The organism is Nocardia sp. CY15 (genome assembly GCF_009829295.1).
GTDB lineage: Bacteria > Actinomycetota > Actinomycetes > Mycobacteriales > Mycobacteriaceae > Nocardia > Nocardia sputi.
On the sequence record NZ_VUOT01000026.1, the window covers coordinates 102,948 to 118,704 of the forward strand.

The 15,757-nt window shown below is 70.3% G+C and carries 12 protein-coding genes; 3 read left to right on the forward strand and 9 right to left on the reverse strand.

The window, feature by feature from the left end; genetic code table 11:
* Positions 1 to 8 precede the first annotated feature (8 nt).
* Together GVY39_RS25125 and GVY39_RS25130 are read right to left on the reverse strand one after the other, a co-directional pair.
* Positions 9 to 791, reverse strand: coding sequence for an alpha/beta fold hydrolase (locus GVY39_RS25125; protein WP_159928753.1), 783 nt, complete (start codon positions 789 to 791; stop codon positions 9 to 11).
* 226 nt (positions 792 to 1,017) lie between these two features.
* The gene (locus GVY39_RS25130) at positions 1,018 to 1,431 is read right to left on the reverse strand and encodes a hypothetical protein (RefSeq protein WP_159928755.1); all 414 of its coding nucleotides are present in this window, start codon (positions 1,429 to 1,431) and stop codon (positions 1,018 to 1,020) included.
* A gap of 221 nt (positions 1,432 to 1,652) precedes the next feature.
* Here GVY39_RS25130 and GVY39_RS25135 point away from each other — a divergent pair, with 221 nt between their 5' ends.
* Together GVY39_RS25135 and GVY39_RS25140 are read left to right on the forward strand one after the other, a co-directional pair.
* Positions 1,653 to 4,271 carry a LuxR C-terminal-related transcriptional regulator gene (locus GVY39_RS25135; RefSeq protein ID WP_159928757.1) on the forward strand — a complete coding sequence of 873 codons (2,619 nt, stop codon included), beginning with the start codon at positions 1,653 to 1,655 and terminating at the stop codon, positions 4,269 to 4,271.
* 56 nt (positions 4,272 to 4,327) lie between these two features.
* The gene (locus GVY39_RS25140; RefSeq protein WP_159928759.1) at positions 4,328 to 5,980 is read left to right on the forward strand and encodes an alkaline phosphatase; all 1,653 of its coding nucleotides are present in this window, start codon (positions 4,328 to 4,330) and stop codon (positions 5,978 to 5,980) included.
* 35 nt (positions 5,981 to 6,015) lie between these two features.
* Here the strand turns inward: GVY39_RS25140 and GVY39_RS25145 are convergent, their stop codons facing one another.
* From GVY39_RS25145 to GVY39_RS25175, 7 genes are all read right to left on the reverse strand, one after another.
* Positions 6,016 to 7,158, reverse strand: a complete 1,143-nt coding sequence (locus GVY39_RS25145; protein ID WP_159928761.1) for a metallophosphoesterase — start codon at positions 7,156 to 7,158, stop codon at positions 6,016 to 6,018.
* Between the two features lie 76 nt (positions 7,159 to 7,234).
* Entirely contained in the window at positions 7,235 to 8,476 is a 1,242-nt protein-coding gene (gene trpB, locus GVY39_RS25150; protein WP_159928763.1) for a tryptophan synthase subunit beta, read from the reverse strand.
* A gap of 167 nt (positions 8,477 to 8,643) precedes the next feature.
* The gene (locus GVY39_RS25155; protein WP_159928765.1) at positions 8,644 to 9,867 is read right to left on the reverse strand and encodes a serine hydrolase; all 1,224 of its coding nucleotides are present in this window, start codon (positions 9,865 to 9,867) and stop codon (positions 8,644 to 8,646) included.
* 47 nt (positions 9,868 to 9,914) lie between these two features.
* Positions 9,915 to 11,426 carry a serine/threonine-protein kinase gene (locus GVY39_RS25160; RefSeq protein WP_159928767.1) on the reverse strand — a complete coding sequence of 504 codons (1,512 nt, stop codon included), beginning with the start codon at positions 11,424 to 11,426 and terminating at the stop codon, positions 9,915 to 9,917.
* Positions 11,427 to 11,444: 18 nt separating this feature from the next.
* Positions 11,445 to 12,935, reverse strand: coding sequence for a serine/threonine-protein kinase (locus tag GVY39_RS25165; RefSeq protein ID WP_236565655.1), 1,491 nt, complete (start codon positions 12,933 to 12,935; stop codon positions 11,445 to 11,447).
* A gap of 216 nt (positions 12,936 to 13,151) precedes the next feature.
* Positions 13,152 to 14,417: a hypothetical protein gene (locus GVY39_RS25170; RefSeq protein WP_159928769.1), complete on the reverse strand. Its 1,266-nt coding sequence runs from the start codon at positions 14,415 to 14,417 to the stop codon at positions 13,152 to 13,154.
* A gap of 585 nt (positions 14,418 to 15,002) precedes the next feature.
* Positions 15,003 to 15,392: a hypothetical protein gene (locus GVY39_RS25175; RefSeq protein ID WP_159928771.1), complete on the reverse strand. Its 390-nt coding sequence runs from the start codon at positions 15,390 to 15,392 to the stop codon at positions 15,003 to 15,005.
* Here GVY39_RS25175 and GVY39_RS25180 point away from each other — a divergent pair.
* Positions 15,391 to 15,757: hypothetical protein (locus GVY39_RS25180; protein WP_201295336.1), on the forward strand; the 367-nt coding region annotated here is incomplete at its 3' end. The two genes, GVY39_RS25175 and GVY39_RS25180, sit on opposite strands and share 2 nt — an antisense overlap.

Here is a 15,757-nt window from a genome sequence, read left to right on the forward strand (position 1 = left end):
ACGGCTCGCTAAGAGGCTTCGGCGCTGGTGGTGATGCTCGTGGTGGCCAGGATCGTCCGGGCGACCAGCCCCGGGTCATCGATCATCGGCACGTGCCCGGTGTCGGGCAGTACGGAGAACGCGGCCTCCGGCAGCCGCGCCCGAGCGATCGCTCCGTGGATCTGCTCGGGAAGAACACGATCGTGTTCCGACCAGGCAACCGTGATCGGGCACGGCAACGGGTCCAGGGGGGAGAGCTGTTCGTCGGTGCCGAGCAGATCGGCGGTGACCGTGCACCCCACCAGATCACGTAAGAAGGTCATCGCTTGCGCCGCGCTCGCGCGATCGCCGTGCACGGCGATGTTGCGCAACGCCACTCGCCGGACCGCCGCACTGCGCAGACCCAACGGGGCGAGGACACCCAGCAGCCGCCCGGTGGCCGCCTCGCGGGCGATGCGGCGGGTCGCGGCCGACTGACTTCTGGCCCCGGCTTCCCAGAAACCCGCGGGCGAGAGCGCGCAGACGGTCTCGGCGCGACCACGGCGGGCCAACTCGATGGCCATCCAGCCACCCAGCGAATTGCCCGCGATGTGCGCCCGGCGCAGCCCCAGCGCGTCCATGCGCCGCTCGATGTCGTCCACCAAGTGCTCGACCCGCGCCGGCCGCCGCAGGGCCTGCGGGCCGCCTCGATGGCCGAGGGCGGTCGGTGTGATCACCTCGTGGCGCGCGGCGAGCAACGGGGTGACGTCCTCCCACACCCGTTCGGACATGGTGACACCGTGCAGAAGAACGAGCGGGGGCTTGCTGGGCATTGGCTTCCCTTCGAGTCCGTAGTGCGATCTCGAAGGTGGATACCACAACTTCGCCTACGGTGACAGCGGAAGCCCCCACTTCACCGGTCGATCGCGCCGAGCGATTCCCACAGTTTGCTCGCCGGAACGCCGCTCCTCGCCACGGCCTGCGCAGGCGCTCGTGAACGCACCCGAGATCATGCGCGGTGGAGGCATTCCAGGCTCGGAGCGGCCGACGTTCGCCCGGTCAGACCACTTCCGGCCGCCATGTGGCGACCGCCCAGATCACGACGATGTTCAACGCGATCACCAGGATCGACCACGCCGGGTAATACGGCAGCCACATGAAGTTGGCGATGATCGACAAGGCCGCCAGGCAGATCGCCGCCACCCGCGCCCACGTGGCGCCGGTCATCAAGCCCAGGGCGGCGACGACCAGCAGAATGCCGATCACGATGTGAATCCAACCCCACGTCGTGGTGTCGAACTTGTAGACGTACTCGGTGCCCACGATGTAGAGCTCGTCCTCGGCGACGGCGGAGATGCCCTCGAAGATCGACAGCACCCCGACGGTCAGCAGCAGGATCGCGGCCGCTATCGACGTGCCCGCCGCGATGCCACGTCGCACGGGGTGTGGCTCCGGTTCGGTCATGTGCGTCATCGGTCGCCCCCTTTCTCGGGAAGTAGTGACGTCCTCCGAATCTCCACCAGCCGAGGTGTCCGGCACTTCACCCGTTCCGGGTGACTCCGAGGTCGCGCCCCGTCCCGGGGGTGAAAATTCCATAACGACCACTCACGATGGGATCGAGCGGACTTTCCGCCGGGTAAGTTCCGCTACCTAGGCGCGGTAGTGATCTGTCAGCACACGGCCCGGGAGGCACGGTGACCACCTCGCACGTCCCCGCTCTACCCCGCATCCCCGCCGCGGCGCGATCCGCAGCCGACATACCGTCGTCGCCGTTCACTCCGCTGCCCCGGCCGGACCTGTACGCCGCCGCCGACGGACTGTCGAACACCCGCGAGGGCCATGTGCTGCTGATCTGCGCACCGGCCGGAACCGGAAAGTCCGTACTGGTGGCCGACTGGGCCGCCCGGCACGCCGCGCGCGCATCCGATGTCGCGTGGCTGACCGTCACCGCACAGCTCGACGACGCGACGGCGCTGTGGGCCGAACTGCACGCCCGTTTCGGCATCGCGGCCACCGGGTGCCCGGGCCCGCCGACCGCGCCTGCCGCGGAGCTGGTCGAAACACTGGCCGCGCGCACCACACCGACCGTCCTCGTGCTCGACGACGCTCATCTGCTCACCGATCCGCTCGCGCTGGCCGGTGTCGAATACTTCCTGCACCATGCCCCACCGACCGTCACGACGGTGCTGTGCGCCCGATTCGCTCCGCCGATCCGCTGGCACGTCCTAGAACTCCACTCGCGGCTGACCCGGTGGGGCGCCAGCGACCTCGCCTTCACCGCGGACCAGATCGATACGCTCTGCCGTGACCACGGCTGTGAACTCACCGGCGCCGAACTCCAGACGCTCCACACCCTGACCCAGGGCTGGGCCGCACTCGTGCGGATCGCCGCGACCCATCTGGCCGCCAAGTCCGACGACCGGGCGGCGGCGCTCACCGGTCTCGGGCGCCCGGCGCGCGCGGTCACCGATTTCCTGGCCGGCGAGCTCGTCGAGGCGCTGCCGCCCGCGCTGCGCCAATTCCTCACCTACACCAGCATTCCGGTCGAGTTCACCGAGCAACTCGCCGACGAACTCGTCGGCGGCGGTGCGGGCCACTATCTCTACGAACTCGAACGGATCAACTTCCCGATCGGCTCCGTCACGCGCGACGGCGACGTATGGTTCTGTTGTCCTCCGCTGATACGCGCTCACTTCCTCGCCGAGACCCGCCGCCTCGGGCCGCGACTGTGCGCGGAGCTACACCTCCAGTCGGCCCGCTGGTTGCGTTCCGCGGGCCTGCCCGCGACCGCGCTGCCGCATCAGCTCGCCGGCGCGGACCGGGAACACCTCTGCGAATTCTTGTCCGCGTACGCGCTGCGCATCGTTCTCGACGGAAGCGGCGAGACGCTGTTCGATCAGTTGGCCCACTCGGCGCCCGACTTGCTCGACGACCCCTTCCTGTGGCTGGTACGCGTCGTCGACGCGCTCGTCGCCGGCCGCACCGCCGCGGCGGTCGCGTGCCTGGACACCGCGACGGCCCGGCGCGCCGCCAAGGTCTCCTTCGCCTCCGCCGAACGCCTGGACGCGCTCACCCTGGCCGCGACGATCGACGTCGCCGCCACCACCGGGGCTGTTCTGCCGAGGGTGCCCGACGATGTCCCCCCGACCGGCGACCCCGATCTCGACGCGTACACCGCGATCCAGGTCGCCACCGCCTTCGTCGGCCGCGGCGCCGTCGCACGCGGTGAACAGCTGCTGCGCTCAGGCCTCGCGCTGGCTGAGCACGCCGCCCGTCCCCGTTTGGTGCTGCGCGCGCTGACTCGGCTGGCGTTGGCCGCCGACACCGTCGACGCCGCCACCGCGATGCGCGACCGCGCGGCGCGCGCGCTGGCGACGGCGGCCCGACACGGGCTGCTGGAAGCGACCGACGCCGTCCAGGCGACCGCTGTGGCCGCCTACGGCGCGTACCTGCAAGGCGAGACACCCGATGTGGCTGCGGTCCGCGCTGTTCTCACCGAGCGTGTCGAGCACGACGGGTCCTGCGGTCCGGTCGCGGGGTGGCGTGGCCATGTCGTGGGCCGCCTGCTCGAGCTCGAGCGGGCCGAGGAGCAGTCCGCCGCGGTCGACGCATTGCGCCGGAGCCTGCTCATCCTGCTGGAGAACAAGGCTTTGCCCGCCGCGACGGGCAGCCTCATCTTGCCGGTGGTGTGGGCGCTGCTGCGCGTGCACGATGCCAGGACGGCGCGACTGCTGGTCGAGCGGGCCCGCGGCATCGTCGGCGAAGTTCCCGAAGTGCGATTGGCCGACGCGGCCCTGCACGCCGCGGCCGATCGTCTCAAGGCGACCTGCGCCATCCTCGAACCACTGCTCGACCGCGCGGGCGACCTGCGTCCGGTCAGCGCGATCACCGGATGGCTGCTGTACTCCGCGGCGCAACACGAGTTCCGGGCACCGGCCAAAGCGCTCACCGCGCTGGAGAACGCACTGGGTTCCGCCACACCGCACCGGCTGTTGCGCCCGTTCCTCGACGTGCCCGCCGCGATGGGATTGCTGGACAGCTATGCGGGCCGTTTGGGCCGGTCCGAGCGTTTCGCCGAATCGATCCGGCGGCATCCCGCCGCGCGCCGCCGACCCGCCTACCCCGCTCTGACCCACACCGAGATGACCGTGCTCAAGCAGTTGCCGTCCGGCCGAACCGCCCAGCAGATCGCCGACGACCTCGGTGTCTCGGTCAACACCGTGAAAACCCACCTGCGCGGTATCTATGGCAAGTTGGGGACGAATTCCCGGGTCGACGCCCTCGACCACGCGCGCCGCGGCGGGTTGCTCTGACGCCGTCACGGCTTCGGTGGGCCTTCCCGCCGCCGGGCGCGGCCTTACGCTGATGTATGGCCCTCTCACGTCGGGAATTGTTACGAGTCGGAACCGCGGGGTCGGCCGCGGTGCTGGTGGGAACGGCGGCGGCGGGCAGCGCCCGATTCCCCGCCCCGCGCCGGCTCGGCGATCCGTTCGCGCTGGGCGTCGCCTCCGGCGATCCCGCTCCCGACGGGGTGGTGCTGTGGACACGACTGGCCCCGGACCCTCTGGCGCCGGACGGGCTCGGCGGCATGCCGCTGGATCCGGTCACGGTCGACTACGAAGTAGCGCACGACGAGCACTTCCGCCAAGTGGTGGCGCGCGGGTCGGCGGTGGCCACTCGCGCACTCGGCCACAGCGTGCATCCCGAGGTGCACGGATTGGCGCCGGATCGCTGGTATTTCTACCGTTTCCGGGCGGGCTCGGCCATCTCCCCGGTCGGACGGACCCGCACGGCCCCGGCGCCCGGGCAGGCCCTGACCCGGTTACGGTTCGCCTTCGCCTCCTGCCAGTCGTGGAGCTCCGGCTACTACACCGCCTACGAGCACATGAGCCGAGAAGACCTGGATCTGGTCGTCCATCTGGGCGACTACATCTACGAGCGCGCGTGGACGCGCGGGCGAGTGGGCGTCGCGATGGGCGCGAACTTCCGCGACGAAGCCGTCGACCTGACCGACTACCGGCTGCGGTACGCGCTGTACAAATCGGAGCAGCCGCTGCGCGCGGCACACGCCGCGTTCCCGTGGCTGGTCACCATGGACGATCACGAAGTCGACAACAACTGGGCCGCGGGCGCGCCCGGTCTGGGCCTCGACATCTGGCGTGTTCCCGCCCTGTTCCGCCGCCGCCGCGCCGCGGCGTTCCAGGCCATGTACGAGCACCAGCCGCTGCGCCTGGCGCAGCTGCCGTCCGCCGCGGGCATCCGGCTGCATCGCCGCTTCCGGTTCGGCGACCTCGCCGAGATCACGATGCTCGACACCCGCCAATACCGCACATCGCAGGCATGTGGCGGCGCCGTGGTCGGCGGCTGCACCGAGCGGCTCTCCCCCGACCGCACGATTCTGGGCGCGGCACAGCGGGATTGGCTGATCGACGGCTTGACCCACTCTCCCGCTCGCTGGCAGGTGCTCGGCAACCAGGTGGGCATGAGCCAGAACGACTCCGACCCGGGTCCGGAGGTCAGCGTCTCCACCGACGCCTGGGACGGTTATGTCGCCGACCGCAATGCCGTGCTCGGCGCCGCCGCGGCGCGCGGCGCGGGCAACCTGGTGGTGATCACCGGCGACCGGCACGAGAACCAGGCCGCCGATCTGCGGCGCGACTACACCGACCCCGAGTCACCGGTCGTGGCGGCGGAATTCACCGGCACCTCGATCACCAGCAACGGTGACGGAGCCGACCTGAGCGACAAAGGCCGCCTGCTGCTCGGGGCGAACCCGGACATCAAGTTCTTCAACGCTCAGCGTGGGTACGTCCGGGTGGAACTCGATCACCACACCTGGCGCAACGACTTTCGCGTCGTTCCCTATGTCCGCCGTCCCGGCGCGCCCATCCACACGCGCGCCAGTTATGTCGTCCAAGACGGGGTTCCGGGCGTCTGGGAGGCGTGGAGTTCCGGCGACGCGGCTACCTCGCCCGCGCCGGAGGCCACCGGCCGGGCGGGCGCCGACCGCGGCCACCGCTGACGAGGCGTACCCGCTGCGCACCGTCCGCGCCGAACTCAGCCCCTCGCCGCCTCCGACCGCAGGATGAGCAGGGTGATCTCACTCGGGGCGAACACCCGCAGCTGAGGTCCCCAGAACCCGGTGCCCCGGCTGGTGTAGAGCTGGGTGTGGCCGCCGTGGCGGCTCAGCCCGGCGACGACGGGCTGGTCGAGGCGAACGAGGTAGTGGAAGGGCCAGATCTGGCCGCCGTGGGTGTGGCCGGAGATCTGCAGCGCCACCCCCGCCGCCGCGGCCTCGGCGATCTGCTTGGGTTGGTGGGCGAGCAGGACGACCGGCGCGTCCGGGTCCGCCGCAGCGAGCGCGGCGGGCAGGTCGGGGCCGTGACCGGTCAAGGCGATGCCGGTGGGGTCATCGATGCCCGCGATCACCAGTCGATCGTCACCGCGACGCACCGTCTCGTGCTGATTGCGCAGCGGCTGCCAGCCGAGCGCGGTCATGTGATCGATCCAGCCCTGGGCGTCACCGAAATACTCGTGGTTGCCGGTGATGTAGAACCGGCCGAGTTCGGCCTCGACCTTGCCGAGGGGGTCGACCTGCGCGTGCCGTTTCGCCACCGATCCGTCCGCGAGATCTCCCGCATGGCAGGCGATGTCGGGGCGCTGCGCGTTGACCACCTCGACCACGCGTTCCGACCAGCGCAGCCGGTCGAGCGCGGCGAAATGGGTGTCGGTCACGACGACCACGCGCAGCCCGTCCAGCGCCGGTCCCAGACCGGAAATGGATACCTCCACGGTGCGCACCCGCGGCACCCGGCGCGCCTCGAACACACCCCACACCACCAGCACCGTCGCGGCCGCGAGCACGCCCGTCGCGACGATGCGGGAGCGAGCCGGATCGCCGACGCCCGCGGCGGCCAGCCCCGCGCCGGCGAGGTTCCCGAGCACCGACCAGCTGAAGACCACCCACATCACACCGAGCAAGGTGTCGCCGACGATCGAGGCGGCGTCCGACTGCGCGGGCCCGTGACCGAGGAACATCGACGCGGGCAGGGCGGCGAACCCGAGCCCGAACACCGCCGACCCGAGCCAGAACAGTGCGCCGGATTCCTGGGTGGGCGCCGCCACCAGCGTCCACCAGGGCAGCAGGAACAGCACGGCGGGAATGGCCAGGAACAAGATCAGGCGGGGTACATACTTCAAGAGGGCTCGTCCTCGTGCGCGGGTGTAGCGCGCGGTCCCTCTCCGGCGCCCTGGGCGCTTCCGACCATAGCAGCGCCTACGCCACACCGAGCCGCTCGGCGGCGACAGCGAGATCCTTGTCGCCGCGGCCGGACAGGCACAGCACGATCACCGAGTCGGCGGGAACCTCGCCGCGCTCGGCCATATCCATCAGGTAACCCACGGCGTGGGCGGATTCGAGTGCGGCGAGGATGCCCTCGGTGTGACTGAGCGCCTGCATGCCGCGCAGGGCCACGGCGTCGGTGGCGGCGCGATAGGACACCCGGCCGCTGTCTTTGAGGTGACTGAGTTCGGGGCCGACACCCGGGTAGTCCAGTCCCGCCGCGATGCTGTGGGTGCGCGCGATCTGGCCGTCCTCGTCCTGCAGCATGTAGCTGTAGGAGCCGTCGATCTCACCGGGACTGCCCATGCAGAGGGTCGCCGCGTGCTCGCCGGTGTCGACCCCGAGACCGGCCGCTTCGACGCCGATCAGCCGCACCTGCGGGTCGTCGGCGAAGGGGTGGAAGACCCCGATGGCGTTGCTGCCGCCGCCCACACACGCCAAAACGTAATCGGGCAGTCTGCCCTCGAGGCGGGCGATCTGGTGTCTGGTCTCCGCACCGATCACCGTCTGGAAGTCCCGCACGATCCGCGGGTACGGCGCGGGTCCCGCGGCGGTGCCGAACAGGTAGTGGGTGGTGTCCACGTCGGCCACCCAGTCGCGGACCGACTCGCTGATCGCCTCCTTGAGTCGCCGCGAACCGGTGTCGACCGGACGGACTTCGGCGCCGAGCAGCTTCATGCGCATCACGTTCGACGCCTGCCGCCGCATGTCCTCGGTTCCCATGTACACCACACAGGTCAATCCGAGCATCGCCGAGACCGTCGCCACCGCGACGCCGTGCTGGCCCGCGCCGGTCTCGGCGACGATCCGCTTCTTGCCCATGCGCCTGGCCAGCAACGCCTGCCCGAGCGCGTTGTTGATCTTGTGGGCGCCGGTGTGGGTCATGTCCTCGCGCTTGAGATACACCCGGGCGCCCGGCACACCCAGCAACTCCCCGAACCGCCGCACCTGATGCAGCAGCGTGGGACGGCCGACGCGGTCGCGCAACAGCTCCCGGTACTCGGCCATGAACCCGGCGTCCGCACGGGCCAGCCGGTAGGCGTCCTCCAGGGCCAGCAGCGCGGCCATCAGGCCCTCGGGTACGAATCTGCCGCCGAACACGCCGAACCGTCCGCGTTCGTCGGGGAACGTCTCGTGCCGGTATGCGCTCACCGCCACGTCATGGTCAATCCTCATCAACACCAACGCTTTCACCGCCAAAGAGCCGACGGGTCAGTCTGTTCCGCTAGCGCTAGCACAACCCCACGGTTGGGCAACAAGCGAGTTAACAGACTAGATCGTTCGGATGGCTAAGATGTTCTCACTGGTGGAGGCGATCGATGCGGCCGCGCGCACAGCCCTGGCTACCGATCGGCGCGCACTGTGGCGGAGATCTGCGCGACCAGCTGCCACGGCCGCTCGGTATCGGTCGTGGCTTTGCCGCTGGTGAGAATCGCCCCGGACAGCCCACGAGCCGGGTCTGCCCAGCCGTACTGGGTGGTCAGTCCACTGCGCCCGAAATGCGCTCCGGTGTCGCGGCCGAATTTCGACCTGCGGCCGCCGAGTTCGAAGCCGGCTCGGCTGACGCGGCCGGCCACGCCGGGTATCCAGCGAGCCGGTCGCACCGCTTCCTCCAGTGTCTCCGGCCGGATGATCCGTCGGCCGTCCGGTGCGCCGCGCGTGAGAATCTCGTAGAACCGTGACAATTCGGACGCGGTGGTGATCAGATTGCCGGAGGGCAGCTCGGCGGTGAGAAAAGCGTCGGTCGCCGCGCGCGAGGCGCGGTCCATTCGTCCGCCGATCGCCTTGCGCGCCAGATAGCTCGCTGTGCGCGACGGAGCCGGACCGGTCTTCACGCTGGGCACGACCTTGTCGAGGTCCTCGGGCCGCACGCCGAAGTTGGTCCAGCGGAACCCGAACGGCTCGAGCACCTGCTCGGACAAATGGTCGCGCAGCCGTTTGCCGGTCGCGCGTTGCACCAGCAGACGCAGGATCAATCCGAGCGTCAGCGCGTGATACACCCGGAACCGTCCCGGCTTCCAGCTCGGGACGAGGTCGGCCAGCCCGCGCACCGCCAGTTGCTCGTCGACAACCAGATCGACGCCCTGATACGGCGGCGTGACGAACGGGACCCCGGCGGAGTGCGAGAGCACGTCACCGATCGTGATGGCGGCCTTGCCATTCGCGGCGAACTCCGGGATGTAGCCGGACACCGGCTCGTCCAGGGCGAAGGCGCCCTGTTCGACCAGCATGAACATCAGCGCACCGGCCACGCCCTTCGCGGTCGAGAATCCACAGAACGGCGTATCCGGAGTGGCCAAGATCTTGACCGCGTCCGGACCGTCATCCGGCGCGTTGCCCCAGCCATGGCCGATGGTCCGGTTCAGCGCGATCTTGCCGTTGCGGCGCAGACACACCTGAATGGCCGGGGTGGAGCCGAGGCGGTACCACGCCTGCACCGACTCCCACAGGGCCTCCACGTCGGCGCGGCTGAGTCCGGCCGCCGCGGGATCGTCCTCGGGACCTCGGGTGGTGACGGCGTCCAAGTCGTCGACGATGGCCACCGAGCCGGCCGTTAGTGCGCTCACCCGGCCAGCTTATCGACCATCGGCGGGCGCCGCCGGTACGCGGCGGCTCACAGCGGCGCCGACTGCCACCACTGATCGAACAGCTCCTGACCGGTGTGGTGATCCCAGGACACATCGATGACGATCCATGCCCGCGCCGGGTCGTCGAATCCGACCGTGAGCAGGCCGGTGTTCCCGCCCGGGTAGTGGCTCCAGCGCACCCGCCCCGAGCCGGACGGCCTGCGCCAGATTTCCTGACGAGTGGTGTCGTTGTCGATGTTGGTGTCGAACGTCGAGTCGCGCCGGGGGTCACCGTGCCGGAAAGACCACACGTACCAGTGGATCCCATTGTCCTGGCGGCATTCGACCGCGGGGGCGCCACCGTTGTTGACCACGTCGATGTCGGTGCAGCGCGCGCCCTGATAGCCGAACCCGTCCGGTGTGGCGGGAAGCAGACCGGGGAGCGACGCGACGAGTTCGGCGTTGCGTCCCCATGCGGAGGACGCCGCCGTGGTGGCGGTGCTCGACGGCGCCGCGGTCGCGGTGGACGAGGCGGATGGTGTCGCGCTATCCGCGATCCCCACGCCGGGAACCGTGTTCGAGCGCAGCAGCAGCACACCGGCGAGCGCCAGGAACAGAACCGATACGGCGGCCGTGGTCGCCAGGACCCGAGGCGACGAACGCACGGGCGGCGTCGGCCGCGGGCGCGCGACAGGTTGCGCGAGGCGGGGCGCGGGAGGAGGGGCGAATGCCTGCGCGGCAGCGACGGCCAGTGCGCGGCAACTGTCGTAGCGGTCTGCGGGACGCTTCGACATAGCGGTGGCGACGACGACGTCCAGCGCCGCGGGCAGGGCCGGATCGGCCGCCGAAGGGCGCGGTGGCGGTTCGGCCAGATGCGCTCGCAGCACCGCCGCAGGGGTCGTGCGCGCGAACGGCATGGCGCCGGTGAGCATCTGGTACAGGGTCGCGCCGAGGGCGTACACGTCGCAGCGATGGTCGAGCGGCTCACCCCTGATCTGTTCGGGTGCGACATAACCGAGCGTCGCGATCAGCGCTCCGGCGGCGGTCAGCCTGCTGGTGTCGTCGCGGCTGCGCGCGATGCCGAAATCGGTGACGAAGACGTGGTCGCGCCCTTCGTCTCCGGCCGCGACCAGCAGGTTGGCCGGTTTGACGTCCCGGTGCAGCAGGCCGCGCCGATGAGCGGCGTCCAGCCCATCGGCTGCCTGGGCGAGGATTTCGATCACCCTGCTGGGCGGCAGCTCGTGTGACCGTCGCTGGATCAGCTGCGCCACGTCCGCACCCGCCACGTACCGCATCGAGATCCACAGCCTGCCCTCCTCGCTGCCCCGGTCGTAGATCTCCACGATGTTCGGATGATCCAGCCGAGCGGCCAGTTCGGCTTCACGCTGGAACCTGGCCCGGAACTCGGCGTCGGCGCCCGCCGCCGGGTCGAGGACCTTCAGCGCGACCGAACGCGGCAGCCGGGGATGACGCGCCAGGTACACCGTTCCCATGCCACCCGAGCCCAGCGTGCGCTCGATGCGATAACCGGCGAATACGGACCCGGAGCGCAAGGTCATGCCCTTCCCGTCCTCTGCTCAGATCGGCGCACCGGTCCACCATCTGTCGTACACGTCCTGGCCGCCGTTGCCGCCGGAAGCGCTGACCGTGCAGAAGTGCCGGTGGTCGATGAACGCCACGTCCAGCAAGCCGAAGCCGGCGAGGTCGTCGGTCGCCCAGCGGACCGTGCCCGTGCCCGACGGCCGCGTCCACGGCTGTTCACGCAGGTCGGCGCGGCCGAGGGTGTCGGAGGTATAGGTCACCGGGCGGCGGGACGGGTCGCAGCGGATGTTGACGTTGATCCCGTCGCCGGTGGCCGCCGGGCAGTGCAACCAGGCGCCACGATCGTCGTTCAGGGCGCAGCGCATCCCCTGATAACCCACGCCTTCGGGATCGGAGGGCAGCAGGCCGGGAAACGCTTCCACGATGTAGGCGGCGGGTCCCCAGGCGGACCTGGCCGCGGGGGTGGTGACCGCGGGGGTGGTGACCGCAGTGGTGGTCGTGGCCTGCGAAGCGGTCGTGGAGCGGGCGGCGACGGCGTTCCCGCCGGATCGTTCGGCCGTTCGCAGGAGGACCACCGCCAGGATCGCGATGACCACCACGGCGACCGCACCGCCGATGAGAGCGAGCCGTCCGGTACGCGCGCGTGGAGGCGGCGGCGGGAAAGCCGGGGCGGGCGGAATCGGCGGCGGCTCGAGCGCCCGGATCGCGGCGGCTGCCAGCTCCGCGCAGTTGCCGTATCTGGCCGCCGGGTTCTTCGCCATCGCCCGGGTGACCACCTCATCGATGGCTGGGGGCAACGCCGGGTTCGCCAGCGACGGGCGCGGCGGCGGCTCGTAGAGATGGGCCTGCAGACTGGCTGCCGGAGTACGGCGGCCGAACGGCACGGCGCCGGTGAGCATTTCGTACAGGGTGCAGCCGAGGGAGTAGATGTCGGCGCGATGGTCGAGCGGAGCGCCGGTCAGCTGTTCGGGCGCGGCGTAGGCGAAGCTGGCCAGCACCGATCCCGTGGTGGTCGAGGACGCGTTCGCCTCCAGTGAGCGGGCGATACCGAAATCGGTGATGCGTACCGCGTCCGACCCGTCGTCGGCCGTCGACACCAGGATGTTCGCGGGTTTCACATCACGGTGCAGCAGGCCGCTGCGATGCGCGGCGTCCAGCCCGCGCGCCGCCGCCGCGACGATCCGCACCGCACGCCCGGCGGGCAGCACCGCTGGGCCGCGGCGCACCAACTCGGCGGCGTCCACACCGTCGACGTAGCGCATGGCGATCCACAGCACGTCGCCTTCGGCGCCCCGATCGTAGATGGAGACGACATTCGGATGCTCGAGCCGGGCCGCCAACTCGGCCTCCCGCTCGAACCGGGCTCGGAACTCCGCATCCATCCCCAGATCCGGATCGAGGATCTTCAACGCGTCACGTCGCGGCAGCCGCGGATGCTCGGCGAGATACACCGCCCCCATTCCACCCGCCCCGATCCGGCGAATGATGCGGTAACCGGCGAAAACATCGCCAGGATGCACAGACACGACGCGCCCTCCTCCCTGACCGAGCAGAATACCGGCCGTCGCGTCGCCCACCCGGGCCGAGCCATCGCGCGGTGAGCGAAAGGAAGCGAGCAGGGGTAGGAGAACTCAGCTAGTCGGGGCGGTACCGCAATGGGGCGCAGTCGCTGTTCGAGGGCTCGCGAAATCCGTGTTGCACCCAGCGCAGGGTGGCGCGCAGTTGTAGAAGACGAGCCGGTGTCAGCGGCCGTGCAGCCAGCTCTCGTTCAGCTTCCAGTGGTTGTCCCACCATGCCTGTACGACCGCGGGGTCGGCGTTCCAGGGTGGAGGCGGGGACTCGCCCGGGAAGAGGAAGGGTTCGTCGGGCGCTGCGGCCGTGGCAGGCGGTGGGGCGGGCGGCTCCGGGGAAATCGTCGTCGTGGTCGGCCTGTGTCTGTACGGCGTCGGCTGGTTCAGCAGGGGCGGTGGCGGAGCGGGCGGAATGATCGGTTCGACCGGCATCTCACCTTGGACATTCGCAGGTGGCGGCCCGGGAGCCGGTGGCACCGGCGGTCCGGGGTACGGCCACGGGGTGGAAACCACGTCGGGTGCCGGGGCGACAAGAGCCTGTTCGACCGGCGGGGCTGGAGGCAGGACCGGTGGGTTCGGCTCGGCGGGGTGGGCTGCGGAGACGGGCGCCTGCACCGGGCCTCCGATCTGCGCGTTCGCCGGGCGGTCTTCGCGGGCCTGCACGACCGCGATCGCGGCTCCGCCCAGCAGCGCGGCAGCGGCCGCCCCGGCCATGAGTGCGCGGCCGGAATGTCGGCGCTCGGGCACTCTGGGCGCGTCCGATGCAATACGGAACGGAGCGGCGGCGACCAGGGCCGCACCGTATGCGGCAGCGTTGGCATAGTCGGGTGCCACGATGACCGGTGCGGTGAAGCCGAGTCGCAACGCGGAGACGACGTCCGGATCTCCCACCGACGAGCCGCACAAGACGACGGCATCGGGCAGCAACCCGGCCGCGTCCAAGTTCGCCTGGATCCGCTCGATCGCCAGACCCGCCGTATCGGCGTCGACGACACCTGAGGCCCACGAGTCGACTGCGAGTGGTTCGTCCCGGTTCGGCCCGACGACGAGGTAGGACGTGTGGTAGCCCACGACCTCCAGCACCAGCAGGGTGGCGTAGCGCGCCAGGCCAGGTACGTCCTCGATCAGCGCCAGGAGCGCTGTCTTGGTGGACACGAGCGACGACGACCGCCACGCGGCCGATGACAGTTGCGAAACGATTGCCCGTCGCTCGGCGACCGTCCGGTACGCGACGGCGACATCGTCGATTTCTGCGCCGGGTTCGGCGCAGGCCGTCAGCGCGTCGAGCGTGGCGGCGACCGACGCGGCGGTCGAGTGCTCGATCGGTCGCTCGACCTCCCGCAGCACGGTCGGCCGGGAGTCCTGCCGCGCCGTCGACGACAGCATCACGCCGCGCACCACGGCCTGTTCCGCTGATATTCCGACTGTGGCCCTCATGGGATCACCTCTGCTCGACCGGTCTCGGAAGGAGTTCGTCACCGCGGTCGCCGACGATCGGCCCAGGATTCGTGTCCGGGCCACACGCTCGCAGAACGCCCGCCTGGCGAAAGACGCCTTCGAAGACCGCGACGGAGGTGGGTGGCCTCCTCGGGCGCCGCTGTTAGATGCCACGCGATAGCTAGGGACCAGGATACGTCTGTTCGCGCGGTCCGGATACAGCTTGAAGGCAGTTGCGAGCGCTACGTGGGCGCGGTGGCGCCGAGATCGGATCGCGCGGCCTCGCGGGAGTTCGAAAAGCGACGGCGGCGTCCCGCAAGGGGCGCCACCCGCGTTCGACCATGGGTAGACCACCACACCGTGTTCGGCTGGTCGGCCTTGACCTTCCCTCGTCAGCCTGCTCGCGCAGGTGCGGGATCAGGCGCCGTCGACGCGATGAACAGTCGGCAACTCGAGCGCGATGTGGTCGCCTTCGACGTCATCGCGGTCCCTTCCCTGCTCTTCGCCCACCGTTCCCGGACCTCGGAACCGCGTGCGAGGAGTCGGACTCTGGTTCGACGGGTCTCGGAGTCGGGCCGTGTGTGATCAGCCCGCCGGTGGGGGCGGCGGTGGGGCGGGAAGGGGGATGACGATGCCGAAGGGCAAGGTGATCCCGGGTGGAGGCGTGGGTGTGGATGGAGCGTCGGGTACCGGTTCGGGTTCCGGCGCGGGCGGTGTGGTGATGGCAGGTTCCGGGATGTGAGGTGCGATGTCCTGTTCCGGTGCCTCACGGCTGGGGCTGGTGGGGGCGTCCGCTCCGAGTTCCGTGCAATGGGCCGCCTCGGCATCACCGGATCCGGGTAGTCCGGCGGCGTTGCCCGGGTCGGCGTCCGCTTCCGGGTTGTTCGCGTCGGGTAGCTGCCCGGGGGCAGCGCCGTAGGGTTGCCCGGGTGCGAGCGGTGTGCGCGCCACGCCGGGTTGCCCCGGTTGCGGCATGGGTGCGGGTATCGGTTGCGCCGCGCACGGATTCACCGGCGGCGCGGGCGGGCAGAAGATCCCACACGGAATCGGCGGCAAACCCGGAATCGTGATCATCACCTGCATCGGCACCGGCGGCCGCGGAACCGGAACCACCGCCCGCGGCGACTCACCCACCCGCGGCGCCGTCGTCGTCACCGCCGCCATCTCCGACCCCGGCCCCACCGAAGGCAACGTCCCCGGCGCCACCACATCCGGCGAAATCCGCACCTGCTGCGGCGAACCCCCCGTCCGATACGCCGCCGACCAACTCAACACATTCGCCGCGTACGCCATCGAGTTGTTGTACCGCAACACCGCCCGCAACTCCTGCGACCCATCCC

Excerpts from the sequence above, each read along its gene's own strand:
- GVY39_RS25125 (WP_159928753.1), bottom strand. The coding sequence starts at position 791 with ATGCCCAGCAAGCCCCCGCTCGTTCTTCTGCACGGTGTCACCATGTCC.
- GVY39_RS25130 (WP_159928755.1), bottom strand. The coding sequence starts at position 1,431 with ATGACGCACATGACCGAACCGGAGCCACACCCCGTGCGACGTGGCATC.
- GVY39_RS25140 (WP_159928759.1), top strand. The coding sequence starts at position 4,328 with ATGGCCCTCTCACGTCGGGAATTGTTACGAGTCGGAACCGCGGGGTCG.
- trpB (WP_159928763.1), bottom strand. The coding sequence starts at position 8,476 with ATGAGGATTGACCATGACGTGGCGGTGAGCGCATACCGGCACGAGACG.
- GVY39_RS25160 (WP_159928767.1), bottom strand. The coding sequence starts at position 11,426 with ATGACCTTGCGCTCCGGGTCCGTATTCGCCGGTTATCGCATCGAGCGC.
- GVY39_RS25170 (WP_159928769.1), bottom strand. The coding sequence starts at position 14,417 with ATGAGGGCCACAGTCGGAATATCAGCGGAACAGGCCGTGGTGCGCGGC.
- GVY39_RS25175 (WP_159928771.1), bottom strand. The coding sequence starts at position 15,392 with ATGCCGCAACCGGGGCAACCCGGCGTGGCGCGCACACCGCTCGCACCC.